A 24192-nucleotide genomic window follows, 5' to 3' on the forward strand; every position below is an offset into this window, starting at 1 on the left:
CTACTCCGGGCGACCCGCTGACTACTCCCGGCGACCTGCCGGGCTCTCCCCAGCAGAGCCTCCGGGGACGAGCAGCGCGTTGTCGATCAGTCGGACCGGACCCACTCGTGCAGCGATGAGTGCCAGGGCTTCTCCGCGCAGGACCCCGTCGTGGTCCTGCAGGGAGCCGCCGGGCTCGATCTCGCGCAGCGAGGCTGGATCCAGGACCACCAGGTAGTCCAGCTCGACACCGTCGGCGGAGCTGAGCTCCGCGACCTGGTCCGCCAGTCCCAGGGGTCTGCCGGAGGCCGCATCCTCGGCCAGGGCACTCAGTGCGAAGGGCAGCGCCAGCGCCGAGGCGTAGTCCTCCTCCTGGAGCCGCTGGTTGCGGCTCGAGAGCGCCAATCCGTTCTGATCGCGCACGATCGGCACGGTCCGGATGCTCACTTCCAGGTCCAGGTCCGCCACCATCCGAGAGATGATCGCGACCTGCTCGGCGTCCTTGGCGCCGAACCACGCCTCGAAGACTGCCGGGGCGGGTGGGGTCATGATGTGGAAGAGCTTGGCGACCACGGTGAGCACCCCGTCGAAGTGTCCGGGGCGAGCTGCGCCCTCCCAACGGCGTCCCAGCTCGCCGGCGCTGAGCGTCACCAGCGGCGCGTCGGGGTAGCCCGGGTACATCTGCTCGATCCCCGGCGCGAAGACCAGGTCCACGCCGTGCTCTCCCAGCAGCGCGATGTCCTTCTCCGGCGTGCGCGGATAGTGGAGGTAGTCGGCGTCGTCGTCGAACTGCAGCGGATTCACGAAGATCGAGGCGAGAACGATGTCGGAGTGCTGCCGGGCGGCGTCGATCAGCGCGGCGTGACCCGAGTGCAGCGCACCCATGGTCGGGACGAGCCCGACGACCGGGGCGTCCCTGCCGTCCCGGACGTGTGCGGCGACGGTCTCGGCGAGCGCGGCACGGAAACTGGCGATGGTGGTGGGAACCTGCGGCTGAGTCACCGATCCAGTCTAGGTCCGTCCACCACCCCGCGATCACGCTGGGCTCCCTGAGCTGTCGCATCCCCGTGCCATGTCCCATGGCTTTGGACGGATATAGCGATGGGACATGGCACAGACATGCGACAGACGCTCAGGAGAGCTGGAATGGCGGTGCGATTCAGTCCCCGAGGGCGTCCAGCAGCTCCGCGGCCTTGCCGGCGGAGATCAGCCCGCGGTCCAGCGCGCGCTGGGTCGTCGCGCGGGCCATGGTCAGATATGCGGTGCGGATATCGGCGGGCAGGTCCGAGGAGGCCAGCAGCTGCACATGATGGCTGACCGTGCCCACGTCTCCGCGCGCCACGGGTCCGGTCAGCGCGCCCTCCCCCGAGGCCAGGGCATTGTCCAGAGAGGCCTGCATAAGGGGGCGCAGCACGGTCTCGGCATGCTCGACCCCGATCCGGTGCAGCATCTCAGCGGACTGGCCGGTGATCGTGTTCAGATGGTTCGAGGCGTGGGCCAGCGCGGCGTGATAGGTCAGCCGATCGGCCTCCTGGATCACCACGGGCTCCCCGCCCATCTCCACCACGAGCGCCTGCGCGATGGGCAGCACCGGTGCCGGCGCGGTCACACCGAAGGCGCAGGTGTGCAGCTTCTGCAGGTCCATGCTCAGCCCGGTGAAGGTCATCGCAGGGTGGATCGCCAGCCCGATGGCTCCGCGGCCCATCGCCGGTGCGAGCACCTCGGTGCCGAAGCGCCCGGAGGTGTGCACGATCAGCTGTCCGGCCTGGACGTGCCCGGCCTCGGCCAGTCCGGAGACCAGCTCGCCGAGGGCATCATCGGGCACCGCGAGCAGCACCAGTTCGGCTCGGCGCATGATCTCCGGGATCTCCAGCACCGGGACCCCGCCGAGCAGAGATTCCGCGCGATTGCGGGAGTCCTCGGAGACCGCGTGGACACCGAGGACCGAGTGCCCGGCGCCGCGCAGCGCGGCCCCCAGCACTGCGCCGACCTTGCCAGCCGAGATGATGCCGACGCCGAGGCGGCCCTCCCGCCGCGAAGGCGGCAGCTCCGCCGCATAGGGGTCGACGGGCTGCTCAGCGTTCACGGAGATGCCGCTCCTCTTCCTGGTGGTCTTCGGCTGTCCCATGGCGTGCCTGCACCTGCTGATCTGCAGGTGCCTGGTGGTCTGGGGATTCTGGCTGGTCTGCTGTGCTGGCCGGGGCCTCGGCGTCGCCGTCGGCCGGGGCGGTCGCCTCTGCCGCCTTGCGTTCGAACTCCTGCAGCTCCTCCGGGCGCATCCAGTGGTTGCGATCGCTGTAGCGTCGGGCCGTCGCAGCCTGAGCCGACTCGTACTCGAAGAGTTCCTGCACCGCGTCCAGGTCCTGGTTCTTCAGCCTCGACTGGAAGGGGCCTGCGGGGGAATGCACGAAGATGTCCGCCACCGCCCGCCCACGCTGCAGCGGTCCCTGGTGCATGCTCAGCGACTGGATGCGCTCATGCGGGATCATCGTCAGCCGTCGCGCGGCACGCCCATCGCGGAACATCAGCGCAGCCGGGGTGGTGCGGAACCCACGACGACGGCGCACGTACGGGTCGAAGAGCCGCGCTCGGCGGGGCACTTCGGTGAAGTTCAACTCGGTGCCGCTGTTCAACAGCCCTGCCGTGAAGACCTCCTCCGGGTTCTCCACCTGCAGATCCGGGAACATCTCGGCGACGGTGGCCATGACGTCCTCGATCCGGCCGACCGGAAGCAGCACCGAGCGCTTCTCGCCGATCCCGTAGCCGGCCACGGTGACCACGATGCGGAACCACTTGAAGGGCCGCCAGAGCACCGGCTGCTGAACCTGCAGCGCCTGGACCCTGCCCGGAGGGATGGTCTGGTTCGTGGTCTCCAGCAGCCCGTAGCGGATCCGCAGCCCCGCACTGGTGGCGGTGGAGGTGAACCCGAAGCCCGAGCTGAACTGTTGGTAATAGATGGTGATCGCGGCGATCGCCATGGGCAGGAACGTGGGAATGCCGAGGGCGGCGACCACCGGCCAGACCGCTCCGAAACCTTCAGCAGGGTCCAGCGAGGCGGTGATGAGGCCAGCGATCACTGCGCCGACCGCGACGAGGATCAGCAGCAGCACGAAGATCGTCCCCCAGCCGCTGAGCACTGAACCGATCAGCCGCCCGGTGGGGACCTTCGCGACGAGCCGGTCGGGGCTCCCTGGGGGCGCCGTCGGCTGGCTGTGCGAATCCGCAGGCGCGCGCCACTCGCCGTCGGCGGTCGCAGTGCCCTCCGGCTCGGCGCCGGGGACTGGCCCGGTCGAGTCCTGTGCAGTGGTGGGGGAGCTGGGCGGGTTGCCCGCGGCGCGGTCCATGATCTCGGCGCGGAGCTCCTCCGCCTGCGCCTTCTTCAGGAACGCCAGGGTGGCGGCTGTCCCGTCACCCTCGGCCACCTCGAACTTCAGCTCGGCCAGACCGGTGATCCTCGCCGCCAGCGGCTGGCGAAGGTCCACTGCCTGGACTCGATCGATGCGTGCCTGGCGGTGCTGGCGCACGAACACACCCGACTTCACCATCACGTGCTCGGCGGTGATCTTGTATCGGGTGAACCACCAGGTGAGCACGAAGCTGCCGAAGATCAGCACGATGATCAGCAGCGCACCGACTCCGCCGAGGATGAAGGGCATCGGGTTCGCCGAGACGTCGCGCTGGATCTCACCGCTCTGGACGGCCTGCCAGGCATCCGCCCACATCTGCCAGTTGTAGCCGAAGACGATGCCCGGAATGGCGATCACGGTGACCCAGCCGCGCACGAACGGGCTCAGCGGGTGGACCTTGGTCCAGCTGGGATCGAACCAGCGTTCGGGACCAGAGTCGGTGCTCGTGGGCTGCGTGGCTGCGGACTGCGTGCCCGGGGGCTGGTCCGTGGTTCCTTCGCTCATGTGTGCGCTCACAACCCAGCCAGTCGTGCCTGGCCACGGACGGAGAGCTCCTCACGCAGCCGGGCGCCCTCCTGGCGCGAGGCGCCGGGGATGACCGCATCGGTGGCCGCGGCGGCGGTCTTGAGCTGCACCGTGCAGAGGCCGAAGCGGCGCATGAGCGGACCCGCCTCGATGTCGACGTACTGCAGCCGCCCGTAGGGCACCGCGACGACCCGCTGGAAGAGGATCCCTCGCCGGATCAGGAGATCGTCCTCGCGCTCGTGGTATCCGATCGAGCGGATGCGCCGTGGGACGAGCGCCAGGTCAGCCGCGGCCCAGAGCAGCAGCACGCCGACGACGAGGATCTCGATCCAGCCGGGAATGTTGCCGATCACTCCGAGAGCATCCAGGACTATGGGCGTCGCCACTGCTGCCAGGGTGATCACCCATCCGATGATTCCGGTGATGAACTTGACGGTGATGTACCGATCGTCCACCCGGGTCCAGGTGACACCTGTGGGGTCAATGGGTTCCGCGGGCATAGCCCTCCTCTGGTATCGATCCTGTGCTGCGGCGACGCTCCCTGCCCTCGGTCCGGTCCCCTTCTGGGGGATTCTCATCCGGGGGAATGCGGCAGAGCAGCTCCACGACGAATCCTATGATGACCCAGATCGCTCCCCCCGTGATCATCAGAAGGGATGAGATCACTGTAGGTGCTGTGAGCGAGACCGAGGGCATCAGATCCATCAGGACTCCCGCATGCCAGCCAGCGATCAGCGCTCCGGCATAGGCGCCGGCCTGGCCCGCGGCGACCACTCGGACCGCCTGCAGGGGGTGCAGCCTGCGCGGAGTGCGCGGTGCGCGGAGTCCCTGTTCCGCCGCGCGGGCGATCTGCCGCTGGTCCCTGTAGACCAGCAGCCCCAGGGTCAGGATGATCAGGGCGATGCCGAGCAGCGTGATCAGTGAGGTGCGGGGAAGCACCGGTGACCCGAACCCTGCCGAGGCCATGAGCGCTGTGGCGAGGAGGCCGCCGAGCGCGGCGGCGGCGGCGATGATCAGCAGCCACAGTGGACGCAGCCGGCTCATGGTCTCACCCCAGTGTTCAGGTGTTCCTCGGCGAGCTCCACGGTGGCCGAGTCTGCGGCCTGCGCGGCGAGTTCGGCCACGAAGACGCCGCCGAGGGTCGCCTGCGGGTCCATCCACGTCCAGGGCACCAGCACGAAGCCACGCTGGGCGGCACGCGGATGAGGGATCTGCAGGGCAGGTGTGGAGACGCGCGCGGAGCCGTAGGTGATGATGTCGATGTCCAGCGTCCGCGGACCCCAGTGGATCTCTCCGTTCTCGGCGCCGCGGGCCCGGTGGTGCTCTGCCTCGACCTGCTGGGTCAGCGCGAGAAGTTCCTGCGGGCTCTTGGTCGTCGCGACCTCGATCACCTGGTTGAGGAAGTCTGGCTGATCCGGGGGCCCGCCGACCGGGCGGGTGCGCGCCAGCGGTGAGGCGGCGAGCACGCGGAGCCCGGCACGGCTGCGCAGCGAGGTCACTGCCGAGGCGAGGGTCGCCGTCGAGTCGCCGAGATTCGAGCCCAGCGCCAGGACGGCGCGCACCTCGGCATCGGTGGTCGCCGCACCCTCGGGGGCACCGACCCCCGCAGAGGCCTCAGCGTCCTCCGACGTCCGAGCATCCTCGCCCACTGAACGCGGCGACAGGTCCGCGCGTGTCCGGCGAGCCGTCACGGAGACATCCTGGAAGCTCTGGGGCAGCGGCGCCTGGGGCTTGTGCACTGTGATCTCGGCGGCGAGGAGGCGTGCGTCGCTGCGCAGGATTTCCCGCGCAAGATGATCGGCGAGGGCTTCGATCAGGTCAAAGGGCTCACCGGTGATCGCTGCTTCGATGAGCTCGGCGATCTCGACGTAGGAGACGGTGTCCTGCAGCTCGTCGCTGCGGCCCGCTGCCCGGAAGTCCAGGGTCAGCTCGGCGTCGACCCGGAAGGGCTGACCCTCGCGCTTCTCGAAGTCGAAGACACCGTGGTGGCCGGTGGCCGTGAGACCCGTGAGCCGGATGGTGTCGCTGAGATCGCTCCTGCTGGGCATGCCCCTAGCTTCTCAGCTTGGAGATCACTTGCACAGCATCTCGGCTTCCCTGCACGTCGTGGACGCGAATGCCCCAGACTCCGGCCTCCGCCGCGACTGCGGAGAGCACCGCCGTGGCGGCGTCTCGCGGATGGGCGGCTCCGAACGCCGCCGCACCGGACCTTGGCGCACCGGTCCCTGCCGCGCCGGACTCACGAGATGCCGACGCATCTGTCCTGGAGGCGCTGGCGCCCGCAGCCGAGACCGAGCCGAGGAACCCCTTGCGGGAGGCGCCGAAGAGCACTCGGTGTCCGAGCCCGACGAAGCTCTCCAGGCCGCGGACGAGTTCCCAGTTCTGCTCGTGGGTCTTGGAGAAGCCGATCCCCGGGTCCAGGATGATCTGTTCCCGACGGGCCCCCGCCGCCAGATAGCGATCGCGCAGCCCGGTGAGCTCCTGGATGACGTCTTCGAGCAGGGAGTCGTAGCCGGTGAGCGAGCCCATGGTCTGGGCATCGCCGCGGTTGTGGGTGATCACGATCTGCGCGCCGGTCTCGGCGATCAGGTCCGGCATCGCAGGGTCGGTGAGCAGGCCGGAGACGTCGTTGATGATCAGTTCGCGTGGATCGACCCCCGCCTGATCGGCGGATTTCAGCGCGGCCAGGGCCGTCGCGGCGCGGCGGGTGTCCACCGACACGCGGATGCCGCAGCCGAAGAGCTCGCTGAGCACCGGGAGGATCCTGCGCTGCTCCTCCTCCACCGCAGTGGGCTGCGCCCCGGGTCGGGTGGATTCCCCGCCGACGTCGATGATCTCGGCCCCGTCCTGCGTCATGCGCATCGCCTCGGTCACCGCGGCCACGACGTCGGGCGAGCCTGCGCCGTCGTCGAACCGGCCGCCGTCGGAGAAGGAGTCGGGGGTGAGGTTGAGGATCCCCATGATGGAGGTGCGCATCTGAGACTCGCTTCGGCTGGGACTGGGCAACAGGCATGGCAGGGCAGCCTCGATGGCTGGGCTCCCATTATGCCCCTGGGGTGCGCCGATGTACGAGGGCGAGGAGGCTCAGCTGGGCCGGCCGTGGAGCATCAGGCTCATCGCCTCGGAGCGGGTGGCCGCGTCACGCAGCTGGCCACGCACTGCCGAGGTGATGGTGCGCGCACCGGGCTTGGAGACTCCCCGCATCGACATGCACAGGTGCTCCGCCTCGACGACGACGATCGCCCCGCCCGGGGCCAGATGCTCCACCAGGGCGTCGACCACCTGGGTGGTGAGCTGCTCCTGGACCTGTGGGCGCTTGGCGAAGATGTCCACCAGCCGGGCGAGCTTGCTCAGGCCGGTGACCTTGCCCTCCGGGGAGGGGATGTAGCCGATGTGCGCGTGGCCGAAGAACGGCACCAGGTGGTGCTCGCACATGGAGTAGAAGGGCACATCGCGGACCAGCACGAGCTCCTCGTGGCCGATGTCGAAGGTGGTCGACATCAGCTCCGCGGGGTCCTCGCGGAGGCCCTGGAAGGCCTCCTCATAGGCCCGCGCCACGCGTGCCGGGGTGCCCTTGAGGCCGTCGCGCTCGGGATCCTCGCCCACAGCGAGGAGGATCTCGCGCACTGCGGCCTCGATGCGGGGCAGGTCCACGGCGGGATGCTCAGCCATCGCTGCGCTCACCGTCGAACTGGTACTGGGGGTCCCGCTCATCCTCGGGGACCACTTCGGAGGTGATGGTGACCGGACGCCCGGGAGAGGACTCCCAGACCTGGCGCACCGGACGCTTGATCACGTCGTGGAAGATGGCGGCGACCTCGTGGGCGTTGAGCGTCTCCACTCGGAGCAGCTCTTCGGCGAGGCGGTCCAGCACATGCCGATTCTCATGCAGCGCGTGGTACGCCTCGTCGTGCGCCTCGTCGATGATGGCGCGGACCTCGGTGTCGATCACGGCGGCGAGCTCCTCGGAGTACTCCTTGCCCTGTGCCATCTCGCGTCCCAGGAACGGGCTGGTGTCCCCGGTGCCGAGCTTCACGGAGCCGATCTTGGCGCTCATGCCGTACTCGGTGACCATCCTGCGCGCCGTGTCGGTGGCCTTCTCGATGTCGTTCGCCGCACCGGTGGAGGGATCCTGGAAGACGATCTCCTCGGCCACGCGCCCGCCCATGGCGTAGGCGATCGTGTCGAGCAGCTCATTGCGGGTCGTGGAGTACTTGTCCTCCTCGGGCACCACCATGGTGTACCCCAGGGCGCGTCCGCGCGGGAGGATCGTGATCTTGGTGACCGGCGCCGAATAGTTCAGCGCGGCCGCCACCAGGGCGTGCCCGCCCTCGTGATACGCGGTGACCCGACGCTCGTGATCCTTCATCAGCCGGGTGCGCTTCTGCGGTCCGGCCATGACACGGTCGATGGCCTCATCGATCGCGCGGTCATCGATCAGGTCGGCATTGGACCGGGCGGTCAGCAGGGCGGCCTCGTTGAGCACGTTCGCCAGGTCGGCGCCGGTGTAGCCGGGGGTCTTGCGGGCCACGGCCTTGAGGTCCACGTCATCGACCATCGGCTTGCCCTTGGCGTGGACCTCGAGGATCGCGCGGCGTCCGGCGAAGTCGGGGGCCTCTACGGGGATCTGCCGGTCGAAGCGTCCGGGACGCAGCAGCGCCGGGTCCAGGACATCGGGACGGTTGGTGGCCGCGATGACGATGATGTTGGTGTTGGCGTCGAAGCCATCCATCTCCACCAGCAGCTGGTTCAGGGTCTGCTCGCGCTCGTCATTGCCACCACCCACGCCGGCGCCGCGCTGGCGACCCACGGCGTCGATCTCATCGACGAAGATGATGGCCGGAGCGTTCTCCTTGGCCTGCTTGAACAGGTCACGGACGCGGGAGGCGCCCACACCGACGAACATCTCCACGAAGTCCGAGCCGGAGATCGAGTAGAACGCACCGCCGGCCTCGCCCGCCACAGCCTTGGCGAGCAGGGTCTTGCCGGTGCCGGGCGCGCCGTAGAGCAGCACGCCCTTGGGGATCTTGGCACCGAGGCGCTGGAACTTCTCGGGCTCGGAGAGGAACTCCTTGATCTCGTGGAGCTCCTCGACGGCCTCCTCGGCGCCCGCGACATCGCCGAAGGCCACCTGGGGCATGTCCTTGTCGAACATCTTGGCCTTGGACTTGCCGAACTGCATGACCCGGGAGTTGCCGCCGGACATCCGCCCGATCAGCCAGATGAACAGCAGCGCGATGATCAGGAACGGGATCATGAAGCCGAGCATGGACAGCAGCCAGTTCGACTGCTCCGGCTCATCGCTGTAGCCGTCGAGCTCGGCGTCGGAGATGGCGTTGACCACGTTCTCGGCGCGGGCAGTGGAGTAGAAGAAGTGGACGACGTCGCCGACCTCTTCGCCGTCCTGCTCATAGGGCGAGCTGAGGTTCAGCGTGACCCGCTGGTCCCCGTCCTCGACCTGGGCCTCTTCGACCTCGCCGTCAGCGAGCAGCTCCATGCCCACATTGGTGTCCACCCGCTGGCCATTGGCCGAGGAGGAGAACATCATGGGCACGACGAGCAGCAGCAGCACCACTGCCAGGAGGATCCAGAACAGTGGTCCGGTGAAGATCTTCTTGAAGTTCATGCAGCTCCGTCAGACGCAGATGTGCCTAGCCTGTCTAGGGTGCTAGGGCCTCTAAAGGTACTCGGGCAGGGCGGCACGCGGGTAACCGGTCCGGCGACGTTCGCCGCCAGCTCACTGGTAGACGTGCGGAGCCAGGATCCCGACGCAGTCGAGGTTGCGGTACTTCTCGGCGAAGTCCAGGCCATAGCCGACCACGAACTTGTTGGGGATGTCCATGCCGACGTACTTCACGTCGATCTCGACCTTGACCGCCTCGGGCTTGCGCAGCAGCGTGCAGATCTCCAGCGAGGCAGGTCCGCGAGATTCCAGGTTGGTCTTGAGCCAGGACAGCGTCAGCCCGGAGTCGATGATGTCCTCGACGATGAGCACGTGCCGGTTCATCAGATCCGCATCGAGGTCCTTGAGGATGCGCACCACCCCGGAGGACTTGGTGCCGGAGCCGTAGGAGGACACCGCCATCCAGTCCATGGTCACGTGTGACTTCATGGCCCGGGCAAGATCGGCCATCACCATCACCGCGCCCTTGAGCACGCCGACCAGCAGCACGTCCTTGTCTGCGTAGTCGCGATCGATCTGCGCGGCCAGTTCCTTGATCTTCGCGTCGATCTCGTCCTTGGTGTAGAGCACCTCGGTGAGATCTGCACTGACATCCTGAGCGTCCATGGGCGGTGTCCAGCTCCTTGTAGGTGAGTCTCGCGTTCCTCAGTTCAGGCGTGGAACGATGACAAGTTTCCCATAGTCCGGGCTTTCGCGTGTGCCACGGTGCGCGCTCAGGTGTCCCTCCAGCTCCACGGGCCCCGCGGAGCCCTCGGTGACCAGCAGCTTCTCCACCGCGCCGAGGCGTTCGAAGGATGGTGCAGACCCTCCCGCGGCGACGACGGCGAGCGCGATCACCCGGCGGCGGATGGCCGGTGGCGCCCGGTGCAGCGCCGCAAGGTCCATGCGCAGCTGACCTTCGGCGCCGGGGTCCTCCAGCAGGGCGGCGAAGACCTGTTTGGCCTCCTGCTCCAGATAGGCGGCGTCCTCGGCCGCGATCTGCGCGGTGCGCGCCAGCGACTCACGGATCGAGCCGCTGAGCTCGGCCTGCAGAAACGGAAGGATCCGGGTGCGCACCCGGGAGCGCAGATACCGCGGATCCGCGTTGGCCGGGTCCTGCCAGGGGGTCAGGCCGGCGTGGGCGCAGATCTCCTCGGTCTCGGCGCGGCTGAGCCCCAGCAGCGGACGGCGGAAGGGGCCCCGCTCGGCAGGGATCCCGGCCAGAGTTCGGGTGCCGGAGCCGCGAGCCAGGCCCAGCAGCACCTGTTCTGCCTGATCGTCCTGCGTGTGGGCGAGCAGCATCCGGCTGGCACCGGTCCGGGCCAGCGCCTGCTTGAAGGCGGTGTAGCGCGCCGTGCGCGCGGCGGCCTCGGGCCCGGTCCTGGAGCTGGGGTCCACGGCTGCCGGCAGCGAGATCAGCGGCTCCAGACCCAGACTCTCCAGCTGGCGCAGCGCCGTCGCGGTGACGGCTTCGCTGTCCGGGTGCAGCTGGTGGTCCACGACGACGGCGCCCACCCGTGCCTGCGCCAGCGGCCCCGAGCTGCGCTGATGGTGGAACGCGGCGGCCACCGCGAGCGCCAGCGAGTCGGCGCCCCCTGAACAGGCCACCAGGGTCAGCCCCGCGGGATCGACGACCGCCTCGACGGCTCGTCTGGCGCGATTGAGCGAGTCTGGGAAGCGCGGGCTCACACCAGCCCCATGCGCTCGATCCACTCCTGCGGATGGTGCAGCTCGTGCTCGGTGGGCAGATGCTCCGGGGACTCCCAGATGGTGTTGAAGGAGTCCATGCCCACAGCCTCGACGATGTGCCCGACGAACTTCTGGCCGTCCCGGTACTGCGCGGCCTTGAGATCCAGCTGCAGCAGCCGGCGGATGAACTTCTCCATCGGGGTGCGCGTCTTGCCGCGCGCCTCGAAGCGTCGGCGGATGGTCTTCACGCTGGGCACGATCGAGGAGTCCACCGAGTCCATGATCACGTTGGCATGGCCTTCCAGCAGGCTCATCACAGCTGTCAGATGAGACATGGTCTCGCGGTCTGCCGGGGACTGGATGACCTCGATGAGCCCTCGCCCCTTGCGCACCTCGGAGATGATCTCGCCGAGACGTTCGCCGAAACCGGTGGCCATGCCCATGGTGGACGAGCTCAGTTCGGTGATCTTGGACCGGAGATGGTCCGCCAGCCAGGGCGCGGCGGCGAACTGCACGCGGTGGGTCTGCTCATGCAGGCAGACCCAGAGCCGGAAGTCCTCGCGCACCACGTTGAGCTCGGTGCTGATCTCCACGATGTTCGGTGCGACCAGGATCAGCCGGTTCTGTCCGAAGGGGTCGAACTGGCCGAGCACGTTGGCCGAGAGGAAGGAGAGCATGGCGCCGAGCTCTGCTCCGGCGAAGGAGGACCCGAAGACCTGGGCGTTGGAGCCCTCCCTGCCCAGCTCGGGCTTCTGCTCCAGGACGACCTTCAGTGCGGGCCCCAGCAGCTCACGAAAGCTCTGCGCGTTCGCCTTGGACCAGGTGGCCCGGTCCACGACCAGGGTCTCCGCCGGGTCGGTGCCCAGATTCTCGGCGACGTCCAGACCCGTGATCCGATGGACGTGGCCCACGGCCTGCGCGGCGGCACGGCGAAGAGCGTCGACCTCCTCGGTGACCTGAGCTGGGGTGAACCGGGGGCCGGCGGGGGCCAGCTTGGCCGCCGTCGTGCTGGCAATCTCCCAGTTGATCATCAGGTCGCCGGCGTGGGCCTCGGAGATGCTGTTCATCGCCCCATCACATCACAACAACCTCGGTGCCGGCGCAGAGTCGTCGCCCGGTGAACCTCAGCCCATGAGGCGGCTGGTGGCCTGATCCATGAGTCGGTCGCTGAGCAGGCGCCGGGCGGTGAGCCCCACCCGGGCCATGTGCCCCAGCGCGTAGCGCGTGCGCGGACGGCGAGCCTTCGCCGCCCGCTCGATCACCGCGGCGATGACCTCCGGTGAAGAGGCGCGACGCTGCGTGCCGTGCGGATTCAGGATCCCGCGGGCGAGGCCGTCCACGCGGCGGGAGTAGCGGCCCGCCCCCGAGGCGTCGCGCGCAGAATCCAGGGCGTGGGCGCCCCATTCGGTCCTGATCGCCCCCGGTTGGACGACGACGACGCGCACCCCGAACGGGGCGAGCTCCTGGCGCAGCGAATCGCTGAACCCCTCGAGCGCGAACTTGCTGGCGTGGTACCAGGCGCCGAGCGGGCCGGCGACTCTGCCCGCCACCGAAGAAATGTTGATGATGGTGCCGCCGCCTTGGGCGCGCATCAGCGGCAGGCTCAGCTGCACCAGCCGGGCGAGGCCGAAGAGGTTGACCTCGAACTGGCGGCGCGCCTGCGCGATCGGGACGTCCTCCACCGCGCCGAATTCGCCGTAGCCGGCGTTGTTGACCAATACATCGAGTCGACCAGCCTCTGCGCGGATGTGCTCGACGGCCGTGGTGAGGGAGGCCTCTTCGAGCAGGTCCACCACCAGGGGGAGGACACCATCGCCGCGGAGCTCTTCCAGGCGATCGGCTCGGCGGGCAGCGCCATAGACCAGATACCCCGCGGCGGCGAGCCGGCGCGCAGTGGCAGCGCCGATTCCCGAGGAGGCGCCTGTGACCAGGGCGACGGGCTGTGTGGAGGTCATGCGGTGGGCCTCTGAGCAGTTCGTGGACCGGGCGCAGGATGCAGGCGCCGGCAGGGATGCCTCTGGTGGGCGATGTTCGGGACGATCTTCACGCAGAACGCGCAGAGATTCCCGCAGATCGCCCACCAGATGGCCGTGCAGGTGTTCAGCGGGGCTGGATCAGCCCTTGAAGCGCTCGATGGAGCGGGTCAGCTCGGCCTCAGCCTCGGCGCGGCCTGCCCAGCCTTCGATCTTGACCCACTTGCCGGGCTCGAGGTCCTTATAGCGGGTGAAGAAGTGCTCGATCTCCTTGCGGGTCCACTCGTCGACGTCCACGAGCTCCTGGATGTGGTCGAAGCGCTTGTCCTTGGGGACGCACAGCAGCTTGGCGTCCCCTCCCCCGTCATCGGTCATGTTCAGCACGCCCACCGGACGTGACTCGACGACGACGCCGGGGACCAGGTCCACACCGGGGATCCAGACCATCGCGTCGAGCGGGTCGCCATCCTCACCGAGGGTGTCGTCGAAGTAGCCGTAGTGCGTCGGGTACTGCATGGGGGTGAACAGCACGCGGTCGAGGCGGAGACGATGGGTCTCGTGGTCGATCTCGTACTTCACGCGCGAGCCTTCGGGGATTTCGACGGTGACATCGTGAGTCAGGGCCATGGGTTCTCCTCTGATTGTGCGTCAAGGGCAGTGCTGGGTCTCGCGCCTGGCTGACCTCCGGGTCAGGCTCGAGCGCGTCCTTCTCTGGGCCAAGCGTACACATTCCGACCCGCCGGCAGGCGCGGGGTCCGTCGCGCCGGAGACGTGCTGGTTCACCGCGCGGCCTCGCCCGAGAGCTGCACCCCCAGCTGGGCGGCGAGCGTCTTGGCTCCGGCCCGTGCGCGGGCGTTCACCGATCGCTGGGCATGGCCGGACTCGGTGAAGATCCGGTTGAGCTGCAGCACGCCGGAGACCCGTTGAAGATCGACGCGGCCGAGCATCTCGGTGCCGGAGAGCACCCCCATGACGTAATGCCCGTAGAGCCGCTTGTCCCTGGGGACGTAGGCCTCGAAGGTGTAGTCGAAGCCGAAGATCCGCCGGGCACGGCCTCGGTCGCGAAGCAGCGGGTCGAAGGGGCCGATGAGCCGGGCTGCGGCTGCCGGTCCGGCACCAGGGCCTTGGGGCTCCTCTGCCGGCATGGCGTCGAGGAGTTCCGGAAGGCAGTACGCAGGGTCCTTCCAGCCGGCGACCTGCAGCGGGAGCAGCCCGGCGAGCTCGATGCCCAGCGCGGCGTCGGCGGCCGAGAGGTGGTAATGGTGGGCGAAGTCCCCCACCGTCATGACTGCCAGCGTGCCCGCCGCGCGGCGAGCGAGCCCTGCGCGCAGCTGCTCCGGGGGCAGATGTGAGGCTTCACGGACCGGCGCCGGCAGCGCCCGCTCCGGCAGGTCGAAGAGGCGGATGATGCCATTGCGTGCGGTGATCACCAGGTCCCCGGTGCGCACCATGAGCTCGGCCGTCTTCTTGATCTCAGACCAGTTCCACCCGGTGGTCCGAGATTCCCCCAGTGCCGATTCGATCACCCCGATCTGCGCGCCCTGCGGCCGCTGCGCGACCACCTCGAGGATCCGCTCACGCATCCCGGGATCGATCTGATCTCCGTAGGTCTCACGCACCCGCTCGCGACGCAGCTGCAGCAGCGGCCAGTCCTCCAGCGGGAACACGCAGGCGACCTTAGTGAAGGCCTCGAAGGAGACCGGAGGCTCATGCAGCGGCGCCCCAGCTGGCCAGAGCGAGGAATCGACGTCCTCGGCCCGGGCGCTCCGCGGAAGCCTGGTCAGCGAGGTGAGCCGCTGCGCGGTGGAGACGCGGGTGAGCGGATCCAGCTGGATGAGTCCGATCCCGCGGAGCACCTCGGCCGCCGTCGCGTAGGAGCTGGGGCCTCCGGGGTCTGGAATCCGCTGGGCGTGGAGGACCGCGGCGCGCACCCACTCCACGGTCACGGGCTTTGCACTGAGTTCGGCCATCTCGCGATCCTATCGGCGGTCACAGCAGAGCCCGACGCCGAGGAGGTGGCCCGACACCGGAACTCGCATGTCGACAGTGTGACGAGCACCTCACACTGCGTACCATGGTGGGAATCACATCACTGCGCCCAATCCGCGCCCGCTCTCGGGCAGGCGCGCCTCAATGAGGAGGAGAACATGGACGGGATCAACTCTCTGATCATCGCGATCATCGGTGTGGCCATGATGCTCACCGGCTATTTCTTGTATTCACGCTTCCTGGCACGGAAGGTCTATAAGCTCAACGCCGAGTTCAAGACCCCCTCCCACCAGTTCAACGACGGCGTGGACTTCGTCCCCACGAATCGTTACGTGCTCTGGGGCCACCACTTCACCTCGGTGGCAGGAGCCGCGCCCATCGTGGGACCCGCCGTCGCCGTCATCTGGGGCTGGCTCCCAGCGTTCCTCTGGGTCACCTTCGGCACCGTGTTCATCGCGGGCATGCATGACCTGGGCGCTCTCTGGGCCTCTCAGCGCAACCGTGGACAGTCCATCGGCACGCTGTCCGGGCGCTATATCAGCGCCCGCGGCCGCAACCTGTTCCTGGTCGTGGTCTTCCTGCTGCTGCTCATGGTGGTCGCCGCCTTTGCCGTGGTGATCTCGAACCTGCTGGTCTCAGAGCCGGGCTCGGTCATCCCCACCTGGGGCGCGCTGATCGTGGCGCTGCTGGTCGGTCAGGCGATCTACCGGTTCCGGATGAACCTGTTGGCGGTGACCATCGTCGGCGTCGTCGCCCTCTATGCGCTGATCGTGGTGGGCAACTCCTATCCCATCGAACTGCCGGAGAGCACGTTCGGCCTGGCCCCCAATGGGGTCTGGATCATCGTGCTGTTCCTCTACGCCGGCATCGCCTCGCTGCTCCCGGTGTGGGTGCTGCTGCAGCCGCGCGACTACATCAACGGCGTGCAGCTGTTCATCGGTCTGGGCATCCTCTACGGGGCCACCCTGATCGCGACGCCGACGATCGTGGCTCCGGCCATCAACACGAACCTTCCCGAAGGAACACCGTCGATGGTGCCGCTGCTCTTCGTGACCATAGCCTGCGGGGCGATCTCCGGCTTCCACGGCACGGTCGCCACCGGGACCACCTCCAAGCAGCTGGACCGCGAGTCCGATGCGCGGTTCGTGGGCTACTTCGGAGCCGTGGGTGAGGGGCTGCTCGCGCTGGGCGCGATCATCGCCACAACCGCTGGCTTCCAGTCGCTGGCCCAGTGGGAAGAGGTCTACGCCTCCTTCAACGACAACCCGGTCGGGAACTTCGTGGAGGGCGGCGCGACGATCGTCAACGCCGGCCTGGGGATCCCGGAGGGCCTCTCAGCCACCATCCTGGCCACCATGGCGGTGCTCTTCGCCGCCACCACGATGGACACCGGCGTGCGCCTGATGCGCTTCGTGGTGCAGGAGATCGGCGAGCTGGCCAAGATCAGGATCCGGATCATCGCCGCGACGCTGATCGTGATCGTGATCGGCGGCGGTCTCACCTTCTCGCAGGGCGCCGACGGTTCAGGCGGCATGCTGATCTGGCCGCTCTTCGGCACGACCAACCAGCTCCTGGCGGCGCTGACGATGGGCATCATCGTGGTGATGCTGATGAAGAAGAACCGCCCGTTCCTGCCGGTGCTGATCCCGATGGCCTTCGTGCTGGTGGTGAGCTCCTACGCCGCCGTGGTCCAGGTGTTCAGCTTCTTCAACGAGGGCGAGTGGCTGCTGTTCTCGCTGAACGTGGTCATCATCTTCGCCGCCGTGTGGGTCCTCACCGAATGCATCATGTCGATGAACCGGGCCTGGCGCGGGGAGAAGGAGCCCGAGGACGACGTGGCGCTGACCGAGGACGAGAAGCTGCCGCTGCGCTAGTCCGCAGGTGAGCGGCGCGCCCCGAGGGAATGGGGCGCGCCGCGGCGCGGTTGTTGATCGCCATGAGCGAGAAGACGGTTCTCCAGCCTGGTCCGGATCATCCCATCAGCGTCACCGCGAGCGCCGAGCGTGTGCGCGTCACGGCCGCGGGTGTCACTCTTGCAGACACCCGCGCCGCGCTGGTGCTGCGTGAGCATGGGTATCCGCCCGCCTACTATCTCCCGCGTGCCGACGTGCAGATGGCGGCGCTTCAGCGCACCGAGCATGGGACCTACTGCCCCTATAAGGGCGAGGCGAGCTACTTCACGGTGCTTGCCGGGGGCGCGGAGCTCGGCGATGTGGTCTGGAGCTACGAGCGCCCGCATGCCGCGGTGGCCGAGATCAGGGATCACCTGGCGTTCTATCCCGACCGGGTCGACGTCGAGGTGACGGCAGCCTGAAGAGCCCCGCCGTCGACGGGGAGCTGGCCTCAGCTCTCGAGCACCCGCCGCAGCACGGAGACCAGTCCATCTTCTTCCACCGGGGCGGTGAGCTCGTCGGCGGCGTCGATGACCTCCTGAGGCGCCTGCCCCATGGCCACACCGAGCGTGGCCCAGCGCAGCATCTCGATGTCGTTGCGACCGTCGCCCACGGCGACCGTGTCTTCGACCGGCACCTGGAGGCGTTCGCGCAGCGTCTCCAGCGATGAGCCCTTGGTGACTCCGGCCGCAGCGATGTCCAGCCAGGCCGACCAGCCCACCGAGTAGGTGACGCCGTGCAGGCCGATGCCTTCGACGGCGGCGGTGAAGTCTTCGGCCGTGGAGTCGGTGGAGTTCACGACGAGACGCACGGCCTCGGTGCTCTTCATCTCCTGGAAGCTGACGCCGCGAGCGTCCAGGCCGAAGGACATGTCCTCGAAGCGCTCGGTGGAGAGGAAGTCTCCCACCGAGGTCTCGATGGCGTAGCGCGCGTTCGGGAGGCGCTCCATGAGTGCGTCCAGTGCCGGGGCTGGATCGAAGATCCGCCGGTCCAGCACCTCATAGCCGTCCTCGAGCGAGGCATCGACGCGCACAGTGACACCGCCGTTGCTGCAGACCGCGTAGCCGTGCTCGATGCCGAAGGTCTCGACCACCGGCAGAGTGGCAGGCAGGGAGCGGCCCGTGGAGACCACCACAGTGTGCCCCTCAGCCACGAGGGAACGTCCGATCTCCTTCACGGCATCGGACATCCGGCCGTCGTGGTGGACGATCGTGCCGTCCACGTCGAGGCAGACCATCTTCTTGCCCTGGACGTGGGAGAAGCTGCCACCGGAGCCGGCCGCCGGGATGGAGAATTCTTCAGAGGCTGTCATTGCAGATGTATTCATTGTCATCACACTCGTTCGAAAGGGTAACGGACCATTATGCCTTATCGGTCAGTCTCACACCGTCACCGCGCCGCCGATGCCCAGGAATAGGCCGGACTATAGCCTTTTGGGTACTGTTGACCTACATGTCACTTTGCGTTTCATTGCTACCGTCCGCCTGGTCTTCAGCTTGGCCGGGGCAGTGTCAGGGAGACGCACGGTTTTGCGACGCTTCGTAGGAGGCACCATATATGGACGCGACGAACTCGGTATCCATCAACGGCGGCGGATACTCGGCACAGATCAGCCTCCTCGGCGGTCAGCTGCTGCGCCTCAAGCATCACGAGGACGAGCTCGTCGTTCCGGCAGGCGATTCCACTGACGGCGCCTTCCCCGGTGCCGTCCTGGCACCCTGGCCCAACCGCACGCAGGGCGGCATGTACTCCTACGCAGGTCAGGACTACGCGCTCCCGGTCAACGAAGAGGCCACCGGCGCCGCGCTGCATGGTCTGATGGTGGACCTCCCGCTGCACGTGCAGGCCCATAAGGACACCGAGGTGCAGCTGCAGGGCTTCCTGGAGCCCACGGAGGGCTATCCCTTCGGACTCGACATCGCGCTGATCTACCGCGTCTCCGCCGACATCGGACTCTCCGCCACACTGATGGCCCGCTACCGCCCGCAGGTGGAGCCCGAGCTCACCGCCGACGAGCTGGCTGAAGCCACCGACGCCCCTGCGGCGGAGGACCTCCCGCTGTCCGAGCCGCTGGAACCCGAGACCTCCCCTGACGCTGACTCAGGCACTGACGCTGGCACCGCCGCTGACGCTGACGAAGCATCCGTGGAGACCGATGAGGAGCCCGCCGCCGAGCAGGATCAGGCGGAGCCAGATCTGGCACAGGACGACGACGTCGCAGCTGCCGCCCCGCAGACGGCTCCCTTCGGCGCTGGCTTCCACCCGTACCTGACCGCGGGCGGCGCCTCGCTGACGGAGTGCCGCCTTCGACTGCCCGCTCGCACGGTGCTCAAGACCTCGCCCGATGGCGCGGTGACCGGACGTGAGACCGTCTCCGGGGACTTCGATCTGACCAACGGACCGCTGCTGGCCGGGCGACGCATCGACCATGCCTTCACCGACCTCCCCCCGGAAGGCTGGACGGCCGAGCTCGTGCACGGCCCGTCCGGGTTCGTGGTGCGCATGATCGCCGACTCGCCCTGGGTGCAGGTCTACACCGGCGAACGCATTGATCGCGCGGGAGTGGCCATCGAGCCGATGAGCTGCCCGCCCGACGCGCTGAACTCCGGAGAGGACCTGGTCCATCTGGCCCCCGGCGAATGGTTCCGCATGGGCTACAGCATCGAAGCCATCCGCGTCGACTGAGCGCAGTCACAGCTCGGACGAACGGTCCGGCTCTAGAGCGGCAGCGGCACCCACTGCAGCGGGGCGTCGACCACGCAGCGCATGGCGCGCAGCGCCCCGCCGGTGGCGGCCGGTGCGGGCTGCCCTGAGGCGGTGCGCACCCGGAAAGTGCTCCACTGCGCGGAGAGCACCCGCGAGTTGAGCTCCTCCTCGATCCGGGGGCTCAGCATCTCTGCCAGCGGTCCGTAGACCCCTCCGAGCACGATGTCGTGGACGTCCAGCAGGTTCATCGCCCCGGCCAGGGCCACACCCAGCGCCCATCCGGCACGGTCGATCGCCGCGCAGGCCTTCCGGCCGTCGTCGTCGTCGCGCTGGCTCAGCTCCACCAGCTCCTGGGCAGTGGCGGTGCGGGGCATCCCGGCGGCCGCGAGCAGCGAACGCTTGCCGGCGTAGGTCTCCAGGCAGCCCAGGGCGCCACAGCCGCACTGCGGTCCGTTCGGCTCCACTGAGATGTGTCCGATCTCCCCGGCCCAGCCGTGCTGTCCGACGTCGACCACGGATTCGATCACCACCGCGGCGCCGATGCCCATCTGCGCCGAGACGTAGAGGAAGGTCTGTTCCTGCTGGTCTGCGGCGGCCAGCTCCTGGGCCACGGCGAGCGCGGCGAGCTTGGCCTCATTGGCGGCGTGGATGAAGCCGCCGAAGACCTCTCGCTCCTCGCCGACCAGCAGCGAGACCGCGTCCACTCCGCGCCAGCCCAGGTTCGGCGCGAGCACCAGCGAGTGCTCGTCCGCGCCGACCAGACCGGGCAGGGCGAGCACCGTGCCGACGATCGTGGCGCCCCGCGCCGCGGCCGTGCGCGCCACTCGGATGGCCATCGCCCCGGCCTGGGGAAGCACCGCCTCCGGATCGGAGCCGCGGAAGTCTCCATCGAGGATCTCCTCGGCAAGGATCTCCCCGGTCAGGTCCAGCGCTCGAGCTGCCATGAAGTCCACGCTGATCTCCACGCCGAGACCTGCCAGGGTCGCGCGCGCAGGATGCAGCGGCACCGCGGGACGACCGCGGGCGCCGCCGCCGACCGCGGGGGATCCCTCGCGGATGATGCGGGCCGCCAACAGGTCATCGACCAGACGGGAGACGGTGGAGCGCGTCATGCCGGTGCGCAGCGCGAGGTCTGCCCGGGAGAGCGCCACCCCTGCGGAGAAGATCTCTTCGGTCAGCAGCACCAGGTTCGTCTCGCGCAGCGTCTCCTGGCGGGCGCCGGGGCGCGGGCTGTGCGCCGAGGCCGATCCCTCGCTGCGCGGAGATCGGGCGTAGTCCGCATGGTCGGCCCCTGAACTGCGGCCGAGGCGTGCCAAAGAGCCGCGAGAGGTCACACCGAAGCCGGTGCTGGGTCTCGGTCCCGCCGTCTTGCTGGAAGTGTCTTGGGTCACGGACTTGATCTTAGCCCCAATTCGATTTAGGTTTCATCTAGAAACAAAATGAGTGCCGGGTCACAGCTTCCCGGTGCACCCCGGAACTATCCCTTGCAGGAGGCCCCCATGGCATCGACGCCAGCATCTGACTACAAGCTCTCCTTCGGTCTCTGGACCGTCGGTTGGACCGCCCAGGACCAGTTCGGTTCGGCCTCGCGCCCCGCGTTCGAGCCATGGGAGTACCTGCCCAAGATCAAGGAAGCCGGCGCATCGGGCGTCACCTTCCACGACGACGACGTCGCCCCCTTCGGCACCGATGACTCCGAGCGCGAGAAGTACTTCACCCGCTTCAAGGAGGTCGCAGACGAGGTCGGCCTGAAGGTCGAGATGGTCACCACCAACACCTTCTCCCACCCGGTCTTCAAGGACGGCGGCCTCACCTCCAACGATCGCTCCGTGCGCCGCTTCGGCCTGCGGAAGCTGCTGCGCAACGTCGACCGCGCCGCTGAGTTCGGCGCCGAGACCTTCGTGATGTGGGGCGGCCGTGAAGGCGCTGAGTACGACGGCTCCAAGGACCTCTTCGCAGCCCACGAGCGCTACGCCGAAGGCGTGGACACCATCGCCAGCTACATCAAGGACAAGGGCTACGACCTGCGCATCGCGCTGGAGCCCAAGCCCAACGAGCCGCGCGGCGACATCTTCCTGCCGACCATCGGTCACGCACTGGGCTTCATCGCGAAGCTCGAGCACGGCGACATCGTCGGACTGAACCCGGAGACCGGCCACGAGCAGATGGCCGGCCTGAACTTCACCCACGGGATCGCCCAGGCGCTGTGGGCAGGCAAGCTCTTCCACATCGACCTCAACGGTCAGCGCTCGATCAAGTACGACCAGGACCTGGTCTTCGGTCACGGCGAGCTGGCTTCCGCGTTCTTCACCATCGACCTGCTGGTCAATGGCTTCCCCGGTGGCGGAGCGAAGTACGACGGATGGCTGCACTTCGACTACAAGCCCTCCCGCACCGACTACGTCCAGGGCATCTGGGACTCCGCGAAGGCCAACGTCGAGATGGTCACCATGCTCGCCGACAAGTCCAAGGCCTTCCGTGCGGACCCAGAGGTGCAGGCTGCACTGAAGGCCTCCGGCGTCTACGAGCTGGGCGAGACCACCCTCGCCGCCGGCGAGTCGCTCAGCGACTTCCTCGCCGACACCTCCACCTACGAGAAGTTCGACGTGGACAAGGCGGCCGAGCGTGAATACGGCTTCGTGAACCTGAACCAGCTGGCGATGAAGCACCTGATCGGCTGATTCTCAGCTGAGCTTCGTGATGTGGCCGGTCGCCCCAGTGTTCTGGGGCGGCCGGCCACCGCTGTGAGATCCTGATCACAGCTCTTCACCCACCCCGAAGCGGCCCTGACCGGCGGCTTCAAGAAAGGAGACTGCGGTGCCCACACTCGTCGCAGGAATAGATTCCTCCACCCAGTCCTGCAAGGTCGTCATCCGCGACGCCGAGACCGGCGCCCTGGTGCGCACCGGCTCCGCCAAGCATCCGGAGGGCACCGAGGTCGCCCCCGCGGCCTGGTGGGACGCCCTGCTCAGCGCCATCGAGTCCGCCGGCGGGCTCGCCGATGTCTCTGCCGCATCCGTCGGCGGTCAGCAGCATGGGATGGTCGCCTTGGATGCCCACGGCGAGGTCATCCGCGCCGCGCTGCTGTGGAACGACACCCGTTCCGCCGATGCCGCGGCAGAACTGATCAACGAATTCGGCGGCGGGTCCGAGGGCGCGGCCGCGTGGACCTCCATGACCGGCTCCGTGCCGGTGGCCTCACTGACTGTGACGAAGCTGCGCTGGCTGGCCGACGCCGAGCCGGAGAACGCTGGACGCGTGGCCGCCGTCGCACTCCCCCATGACTGGCTGACCTGGAAGCTCTCGGGCTCGACAGACCTCAAGGACCTGGCCACCGACCGCTCGGACGCCTCCGGCACCGGGTACTTCGACACCGCCGCCGGCACCTATCGCTATGACCTGCTGGCCCGCGCCCTGCGGATCAGCGAGGAAGCGGCGAAGGCGATCATCCTCCCCCGGGTCTGCGGCCCGCGCGAGCAGGTCGGCACCGGAGACGATGCGCAGGGCTGGGGCCACCTGTTCCTCGGACCGGGGGCGGGCGACAACGCCGCTGCCGCGCTGGGCCTGGGCATGAGCACCGGCGACGTCGCGATCTCCATCGGCACCTCGGGCGTGGTCTCCGCGGTCTCGCCCGAGCCGATCCAGGACCCCTCCGGAATGGTCACCGGCTTCGCTGACGCGACTGGTCAGTTCCTGCCGCTGGCGGTCACACTCAACGGCTCCCGCGTCATGGACGGCGCCGCCCGGATGCTCGGCGTGGATCACGCCGGACTGGCCGAGCTGGCACTGGCGGCCGAGCCCGGCGCCCATGGGCTGACCCTGGTGCCCTACCTCGAGGGCGAGCGCACGCCGAACCTGCCCTATGCCACCGGTTCCTTCATCGGGCTCACCCTGGCCTCGATGAACCCGCAGGATGTGGCACGTGCCGCCGTGGAGGGTCTGCTCTGCGGACTCGCCGACGGACTGGAGGCGATGACCTCGCTGGGCGTGCCGGTCCAGTCCATCAAGCTCATCGGTGGGGCTGCCCGCTCCGCAGCCGTGCAGCAGATCGCACCCGCGATCTTCGGCCGCGAAGTCCAGGTGCCCGCCCCCGGCGAGTATGTGGCCGATGGTGCCGCCCGACAGGCAGCATGGGTGCTCTCCGGCGACGCCGAGGCGCCGTCCTGGACCACCGTGGAGTCTGAGACCATCAGCGGCACACCCACTCCCGAGGTGCGCGAGGCCTATGCCGCCCGACGGTCGCTGATCGCCGAGAAGCACTGAGCTTCACCAGGCCCTGAAGCGAGCGAAGCCCCTTCACCCGGACACCTCCCGGCGCGGTCGCATCCCTGTGCCGTGTCCCACGGCTTTGAACAGAAATAACGATGGGA

The 24192-nt window shown here is 68.3% G+C and carries 22 protein-coding genes; 5 read left to right on the top strand and 17 right to left on the bottom strand.

What is annotated here, in order from left to right; genetic code table 11:
• Positions 1-21: 21 nt before the first annotated feature.
• The 15 genes from panC to H4W26_RS07925 all read right to left on the bottom strand — a co-directional run bounded on the left by panC (position 22) and on the right by H4W26_RS07925 (position 15205).
• A complete protein-coding gene (gene panC / locus H4W26_RS07855) occupies positions 22-981 on the bottom strand; it encodes a pantoate--beta-alanine ligase (protein ID WP_192591520.1) in 960 nt (319 codons plus the stop codon).
• Positions 982-1138: 157 nt separating this feature from the next.
• The gene (locus tag H4W26_RS07860; RefSeq protein WP_318779807.1) at positions 1139-2065 is read right to left on the bottom strand and encodes a Rossmann-like and DUF2520 domain-containing protein; all 927 of its coding nucleotides are present in this window, start codon (positions 2063-2065) and stop codon (positions 1139-1141) included.
• On the bottom strand, positions 2055-3890 hold the full coding sequence (locus tag H4W26_RS07865) for a PH domain-containing protein (RefSeq protein ID WP_192591522.1): 1836 nt from the start codon (positions 3888-3890) through the stop codon (positions 2055-2057). Before H4W26_RS07865 ends, H4W26_RS07860 begins: the two co-directional genes overlap by 11 nt.
• 8 nt (positions 3891-3898) lie before the next feature.
• Entirely contained in the window at positions 3899-4411 is a 513-nt protein-coding gene (locus tag H4W26_RS07870) for a PH domain-containing protein (RefSeq protein ID WP_192591523.1), read from the bottom strand.
• Positions 4392-4955, bottom strand: a complete 564-nt coding sequence (locus H4W26_RS07875) for a DUF3180 domain-containing protein (protein WP_192591524.1) — start codon at positions 4953-4955, stop codon at positions 4392-4394. Before H4W26_RS07875 ends, H4W26_RS07870 begins: the two co-directional genes overlap by 20 nt.
• Positions 4952-5959 (bottom strand): 2-amino-4-hydroxy-6-hydroxymethyldihydropteridine diphosphokinase, encoded by a 1008-nt coding sequence (gene folK / locus H4W26_RS07880; protein ID WP_192591525.1) that lies wholly within the window; start codon positions 5957-5959, stop codon positions 4952-4954. Before folK ends, H4W26_RS07875 begins: the two co-directional genes overlap by 4 nt.
• Positions 5960-5963: 4 nt before the next feature.
• Positions 5964-6887, bottom strand: a complete 924-nt coding sequence (gene folP, locus H4W26_RS07885) for a dihydropteroate synthase (protein WP_192591526.1) — start codon at positions 6885-6887, stop codon at positions 5964-5966.
• 108 nt (positions 6888-6995) lie between these two features.
• The gene (gene folE / locus H4W26_RS07890; RefSeq protein WP_225939636.1) at positions 6996-7583 is read right to left on the bottom strand and encodes a GTP cyclohydrolase I FolE; all 588 of its coding nucleotides are present in this window, start codon (positions 7581-7583) and stop codon (positions 6996-6998) included.
• The gene (gene ftsH / locus H4W26_RS07895; protein ID WP_192591528.1) at positions 7576-9537 is read right to left on the bottom strand and encodes an ATP-dependent zinc metalloprotease FtsH; all 1962 of its coding nucleotides are present in this window, start codon (positions 9535-9537) and stop codon (positions 7576-7578) included. Before ftsH ends, folE begins: the two co-directional genes overlap by 8 nt.
• A 111-nt stretch (positions 9538-9648) precedes the next feature.
• Positions 9649-10200: a hypoxanthine phosphoribosyltransferase gene (hpt, locus tag H4W26_RS07900; protein WP_192591529.1), complete on the bottom strand. Its 552-nt coding sequence runs from the start codon at positions 10198-10200 to the stop codon at positions 9649-9651.
• A gap of 39 nt (positions 10201-10239) precedes the next feature.
• Positions 10240-11262 carry a tRNA lysidine(34) synthetase TilS gene (tilS, locus tag H4W26_RS07905; RefSeq protein WP_318779808.1) on the bottom strand — a complete coding sequence of 341 codons (1023 nt, stop codon included), beginning with the start codon at positions 11260-11262 and terminating at the stop codon, positions 10240-10242.
• Positions 11259-12329 (bottom strand): zinc-dependent metalloprotease, encoded by a 1071-nt coding sequence (locus H4W26_RS07910; protein WP_192591530.1) that lies wholly within the window; start codon positions 12327-12329, stop codon positions 11259-11261. The genes tilS and H4W26_RS07910 overlap by 4 nt, the downstream gene beginning before the upstream one ends.
• Before the next feature lie 57 nt (positions 12330-12386).
• The gene (locus H4W26_RS07915; RefSeq protein ID WP_192591531.1) at positions 12387-13217 is read right to left on the bottom strand and encodes an oxidoreductase; all 831 of its coding nucleotides are present in this window, start codon (positions 13215-13217) and stop codon (positions 12387-12389) included.
• A gap of 159 nt (positions 13218-13376) precedes the next feature.
• On the bottom strand, positions 13377-13856 hold the full coding sequence (locus tag H4W26_RS07920) for an inorganic diphosphatase (RefSeq protein WP_192592080.1): 480 nt from the start codon (positions 13854-13856) through the stop codon (positions 13377-13379).
• A gap of 158 nt (positions 13857-14014) precedes the next feature.
• Positions 14015-15205, bottom strand: coding sequence for a DNA glycosylase AlkZ-like family protein (locus H4W26_RS07925; RefSeq protein WP_192591532.1), 1191 nt, complete (start codon positions 15203-15205; stop codon positions 14015-14017).
• Between the two features lie 186 nt (positions 15206-15391).
• Between H4W26_RS07925 and H4W26_RS07930 the strand changes: the two genes are divergently transcribed.
• Together H4W26_RS07930 and H4W26_RS07935 are read left to right on the top strand one after the other, a co-directional pair.
• Positions 15392-17098, top strand: coding sequence for a carbon starvation CstA family protein (locus H4W26_RS07930; RefSeq protein ID WP_192592081.1), 1707 nt, complete (start codon positions 15392-15394; stop codon positions 17096-17098).
• Positions 17099-17160: 62 nt separating this feature from the next.
• Positions 17161-17538, top strand: a complete 378-nt coding sequence (locus tag H4W26_RS07935) for a DUF427 domain-containing protein (RefSeq protein WP_192591533.1) — start codon at positions 17161-17163, stop codon at positions 17536-17538.
• A 29-nt stretch (positions 17539-17567) separates the two neighbouring features.
• On the opposite strand, the gene H4W26_RS07940 is transcribed toward H4W26_RS07935, so the two are convergent.
• Complete coding sequence (locus tag H4W26_RS07940) at positions 17568-18428, bottom strand: HAD family hydrolase (protein ID WP_225939638.1); 861 nt, start codon at positions 18426-18428, stop codon at positions 17568-17570.
• A 245-nt stretch (positions 18429-18673) separates the two neighbouring features.
• Between H4W26_RS07940 and H4W26_RS07945 the strand changes: the two genes are divergently transcribed.
• The gene (locus H4W26_RS07945) at positions 18674-19801 is read left to right on the top strand and encodes an aldose epimerase family protein (protein WP_192591534.1); all 1128 of its coding nucleotides are present in this window, start codon (positions 18674-18676) and stop codon (positions 19799-19801) included.
• Positions 19802-19833: 32 nt separating this feature from the next.
• Here the strand turns inward: H4W26_RS07945 and H4W26_RS07950 are convergent, their stop codons facing one another.
• Positions 19834-21213 (bottom strand): ROK family transcriptional regulator, encoded by a 1380-nt coding sequence (locus tag H4W26_RS07950; RefSeq protein WP_192591535.1) that lies wholly within the window; start codon positions 21211-21213, stop codon positions 19834-19836.
• A gap of 108 nt (positions 21214-21321) precedes the next feature.
• On the opposite strand from H4W26_RS07950, the gene xylA reads away from it, so the two are divergent.
• Positions 21322-22503: a xylose isomerase gene (xylA, locus tag H4W26_RS07955; RefSeq protein ID WP_192591536.1), complete on the top strand. Its 1182-nt coding sequence runs from the start codon at positions 21322-21324 to the stop codon at positions 22501-22503.
• A gap of 136 nt (positions 22504-22639) precedes the next feature.
• On the top strand, positions 22640-24085 hold the full coding sequence (xylB, locus tag H4W26_RS07960; protein ID WP_192591537.1) for a xylulokinase: 1446 nt from the start codon (positions 22640-22642) through the stop codon (positions 24083-24085).
• The last annotated feature ends 107 nt before the right edge of the window (positions 24086-24192 follow it).

The sequence above is a fragment of the Nesterenkonia halotolerans genome (assembly GCF_014874065.1).
Classification (GTDB): Bacteria; Actinomycetota; Actinomycetes; order Actinomycetales; family Micrococcaceae; genus Nesterenkonia; species Nesterenkonia halotolerans.